The sequence below is a fragment of the Clostridium homopropionicum DSM 5847 genome, assembly GCF_001263795.1.
In the GTDB taxonomy this organism is placed as follows: domain Bacteria; phylum Bacillota; class Clostridia; order Clostridiales; family Clostridiaceae; genus Clostridium_H; species Clostridium_H homopropionicum.
The window spans coordinates 1-4,707 of the sequence record NZ_LHUR01000048.1; the positions used below are offsets into that span (position 1 = coordinate 1).

At 30.0% G+C, this 4,707-nt stretch carries 5 protein-coding genes; 4 read left to right on the forward strand and 1 reads right to left on the reverse strand.

Annotation, left to right across the window (positions count from 1 at the left end):
* The first annotated feature begins 100 nt into the window (after positions 1-100).
* Together CLHOM_RS18100 and CLHOM_RS17705 are read left to right on the forward strand one after the other, a co-directional pair.
* Positions 101-337 (forward strand): LexA family protein, encoded by a 237-nt coding sequence (locus CLHOM_RS18100; protein ID WP_074783032.1) that lies wholly within the window; start codon positions 101-103, stop codon positions 335-337.
* 6 nt (positions 338-343) lie between these two features.
* Positions 344-718, forward strand: a complete 375-nt coding sequence (locus CLHOM_RS17705) for an HIT family protein (protein ID WP_052223011.1) — start codon at positions 344-346, stop codon at positions 716-718.
* A 22-nt stretch (positions 719-740) separates the two neighbouring features.
* On the opposite strand, the gene CLHOM_RS17710 is transcribed toward CLHOM_RS17705, so the two are convergent.
* Entirely contained in the window at positions 741-1,052 is a 312-nt protein-coding gene (locus CLHOM_RS17710) for a nucleoside triphosphate pyrophosphohydrolase (protein ID WP_052223012.1), read from the reverse strand.
* Positions 1,053-1,200: 148 nt separating this feature from the next.
* Between CLHOM_RS17710 and CLHOM_RS17715 the strand changes: the two genes are divergently transcribed.
* Both CLHOM_RS17715 and CLHOM_RS17720 read left to right on the forward strand, forming a co-directional pair.
* A complete protein-coding gene (locus CLHOM_RS17715; protein ID WP_423230646.1) occupies positions 1,201-3,690 on the forward strand; it encodes a DEAD/DEAH box helicase family protein in 2,490 nt (829 codons plus the stop codon).
* A 200-nt stretch (positions 3,691-3,890) separates the two neighbouring features.
* Entirely contained in the window at positions 3,891-4,571 is a 681-nt protein-coding gene (locus CLHOM_RS17720) for a JAB domain-containing protein (protein WP_242846805.1), read from the forward strand.
* Positions 4,572-4,707: the final 136 nt, after the last annotated feature.

Below are 4,707 nucleotides of genomic sequence, written 5' to 3' on the forward strand. Positions count from 1 at the left end.
TAGAAAAGAGTTCATGAATAATAAAAAGGATGTAATTAACACCCTTATACAATCAAAGTAAAATTTTTTACCTAATCTATGTACTTTTTGAATGGTACTTTTGTGTACTTTTAAATTATTGTTGACAGTAATAATAAAGGGGCAAAATACCGCAGAAAATAGAGACATAGTGGCAGCAGCAGAAGGAGAAACTGCAACCCTGAAGAGATTCACAAAGATGGGTGATTCGGTTATTTTAATGCCTGAGAATCCTAATTACGAGCCTATTATGCTCAGAAGTGAAGATGCAAGGATAATTGGAGTTGCTGTGGGGGTTTTGAAGAGAGGGGAGAGGTAAGAGAAGATGAGCTGTTTATTTTGCAATTACCCTAAAGAAAAATACATAGTAGAAAATGCTTTTGCTTTTGCAATATATGATAACTTTCCAGTAAACGAAGGGCATGCTCTTATAATTCCTAAGAGACATTTTGAAAGTTTTTTTGAAGCCACAGAGGAAGAAGTAAAGGGAATATATAAGCTGCTACATGAAGTTAAAAGGAATATAGATAAAAAATATAAGCCAGATGGATACAATGTAGGAATAAATGTAGGGGAGTATGGAGGACAAACTATAATGCATCTTCATGTGCATTTAATACCTCGGTATAAGGGAGATGTAGAGAACCCAAGAGGGGGAATTAGAAAGTTTAAAAAGGAATTAGTAGAGTACGATGGGTAGGATATATCCATCATACATCATACTATTCATAAACTTTTTCTAATACTATGTTTTCGTCAAAACCACCACGAGCTTCACGCTTTTCTAGGCGCTTGTTTAGAAGTTCTTCTTCACTAAAGCCTAAATTTTTAGCTAGAGCGAAAATGACTTCCATTATATCTGAAAGTTCTTCTAGGTTTTGATCCTTATGAAACTCAGACACTTCTTCATCAAGTTTTTTATTAAGGAGTTCTAAAGATTCCTCTTTAGAGGCTACGTGTATGTCAAAAGCTTTGTTGGAATTTTTTATAATTTGAGGAATTTTATCTCGGACAAGTTTGTTGTATATTTTCATGTGCTTTACCTCCAGAGTTAATATATACATAAATTTTACTCTGTAAGCTTAATACTGTCAAAATGGTATATATGGAAATAATTTCAATAAAAGCTTCTGAGTATACATATAAGAAAGCAAGTTGAATTAATTTTTAGAAGGTGAGATAGTGAAGCAACTTTATAAAAGTACACTGGAAACAAGGCTAATAGATGGTATATCAAATAAAGGAATAGATACATTTTCTGAAAACTGTATTACAGGTGGTAATCATCATTTATACACAAGATTAAAAAATTCTATTAAAAGAGCAATAGGTATTGATATAATAGTAGCTTTTCTAATGGAATCAGGGGTTAGACTTTTGGAGGAAGATTTAAAGGAAGTTATTAATAAAAACATTCCTACTAGAATCTTAACAGGAAATTATCTAAACATAACTCAGCCTTCTGCTTTATATCTTTTGAAAGAGATTCTAGGTGATAAAGTGGACCTTAGATTTTATAAGGACAAAAGGAGAAGCTTTCATCCAAAGGCATACATATTTGAATATGAGGATGGAGGGGACATATTTGTAGGATCTTCTAATATATCAAAATCTGCATTGATAGATGGAATAGAGTGGAATTATAGATTAACTAAAAAGGATCATAAAGAAGATTTTAGATATTATAAAGATACCTTTGAAAAGCTATTTCTAAATGAAGCCATAATAATAGATGATAATGAGCTTCAGAATTATTCAAAGCAATGGGTAAGGCCAAAGCTTTATAAAGATATAGAAAAAAGAGAAGAAGAAAAATCAGAAGAAAATAAAGTTATATCATATCCGCAACCTAAAGGGGCACAAATTGAAGCACTTTATGAGCTTAGAAAATCAAGAGAAGAAAATATGGATAAAGCTTTAGTTGTAGCAGCTACAGGTATAGGGAAAACCTACCTTGCAGCTTTTGATTCCATTGATTTTAATAGAGTTTTATTTGTAGCACATAGAGAAGAGATCTTAAAACAAGCAGAAAGAAGCTTTAAAAATGTAAGAGAAAATACAAAAACAGGCTTCTTTATGAACAGCACAAGAGATAAGGATTGTGACGTATTGTTTTCTACAGTACAAACCTTAGGAAAAAAGGAATATCTAAGTAAAGATAACTTTAAGAAAGATTATTTCGATTACATAATAATTGATGAATTTCATCATGCTGCCGCTGGGAACTATAAAAATTTAATAGAGTATTTTAAGCCTAAATTCTTGTTAGGACTTACAGCAACACCAGATAGATTAGACAATAAAGATGTTTATGCTCTATGTGATTATAACGTGGTTTACGAAGTAGGTCTTAAAGATGCAATTAATAAGGGATGGCTTGTACCTTTCAGATATTATGGAATATATGATGAAAGCATTAATTATGAAAATGTGGAATACAAAAATGGAAAATACAATGAAAAAGAGTTGGAAGAGGCATTAAATATTAATAAGAGAGCAGAGCTTATAGTAAATAATTATAAAAAGTACATAAGTAATAGAGCTTTAGGTTTTTGCAGTTCTAAAAAGCATGCTCAATTTATGGCAGATTATTTTAATAATAAAGATATACCAGCTTGTGCAGTATACAGTGGAGATGATGATGGTAATACTGAAAGAAATGAAGCTATAAGCAAGCTTGTTAAAGGGGAAATAAAAGTAATATTCTCTGTAGATATGTTTAATGAAGGTTTGGACATACCTTCTATTGATATGGTAATGTTCCTAAGGCCTACAGAATCTCCTACAATATTTCTTCAGCAGCTAGGAAGAGGACTTAGAAAATATCACGATAAAAAATATCTTAATGTACTAGATTTCATAGGAAATTATAAAAAAGCTAACCTTATTCCTTTCTTCTTAACTGGGAATAGAGAGAATATAAAGGATAGATTAAAGGGGATCAGTACTCCTAAAGAAGAAGATTATCCAGAAGACTGTATAGTAGATTTTCAATGGCAGCTAATAGATATATTTAAAAAGATGGAAGAGGCAAATAAGAAAATACAAGATTTAATAATAGAAGATTACTTTAGGGTAAAAGAAGATTTAGGGAAAATACCTTCTAGACTTGAGATGTTCACCTATATGGATGATGATATTTACGAAAATATGAAAAGAAAATCTAAACAGAATATATTCAACAATTATATAAGATTTTTAAATAGTATAGGAGAACTAAGGGAAGAAGAAAAAGCTCTAATAAATACTAAGGCTGAAGAATTTATTAATATGCTTGAAACTACTAGCATGAGCAAAACCTATAAGCTTCCTGTGTTTTTAGCTTTTTATAATAAAGGCAATTTAAAAATAAAAATAAATGATGACGACATATTTACAAGCTTTAAGGAATTTTATGCTAAAGCTTCAAATGGAATTGATTTATTAAGACATAAAGCCACAAGTAACTATAAAACCTGGGATAAGAGAGAATATGTGAAATTAGCTAAGGATAATCCTATAAAATTCTTATTACAAACTTCTAATGATTTTTTCTATAAAGATGGAGAAGAGTTTTGTTTAAATGAGGAGATAGAGGAGTTTAAGGGTAATGAAATTTTCTCAGACCATTTTAGGGATGCTGTGGAGTTTAGGGAGAGAGAGTTTTATAGGAGGAGGTTCGATGCAATTTAAAGGAATACGGTATAACTTAAATTTTAAAATATAGGAGAAAAGTAAAGAAAATATGGATTGTTCTGTAGAAAATATATTTTATACATATGCTTTCAGATGTTAATCTGATATAAAAGAATCATAATTGGCTATAATTTGTAGTGGTTATATACTAGAAAGTGTATTATATGTTAAAAGAATATAGAATTGGAGGCACATGCTTGAAAAAATCACTACATAATGGTCATAGGCAAAGACTAAAAAATAGATTTTTACAGGAAGGTTTGCAGAGCTTTGAAGATCATGAAGTTCTGCAGTTAATATTATTTTATGCTATACCATATAAGGATACAAATGAAATAGCACACAAGCTTATCAATAAGTTCGGTTCGTTATCAAAGGTTGTGGAGGCTAATCCAAAAGACTTAGAAAAAATAAGTGGTATATCTGAGCACTCATCTATATTAATTAGTTTATTTCCACACTTTATCAGAAAATATATGGCTGATAGAGGAAAGGAGAAGTTAAGTTTAGATTCATCAAAAAAGGCAGGAGAATTTGCTTGCAGCTTATATTATGGAATAAGTTATGAAGTATTTTATGTAATATGTTTAGATGCACAACATAATTTACTTCATTATGAAATAGTACATGAGGGAACTATTGATGAAGCACCAATATATCCAAGATTAATTGTTGAATCTGCTCTTAGGCATAAAGCGCATTCAATAATATTATCACATAATCATCCAGGGGAAACCATGAATATTTCAGAGTCAGATATTAATGCAACTAAAAGAATAATAAGTGCATTAGCTCCTATAGAAATAGATGTTATAGATCATATTATTATTGCAGGAAATAGATATATAAGTTTTAGTGAACAAAAGATTATTGTATAAAATACAGTTTTAGACCAGCTAGTAAAAGTCAATAAATTTTTATAAAAAAATTTATGAGTAAAAATAGGTATCACAAAAAATCCATTAAAAAATACGAATAATGGAAATTAGTCCCTAATTATTTTAGCCGTTAGGC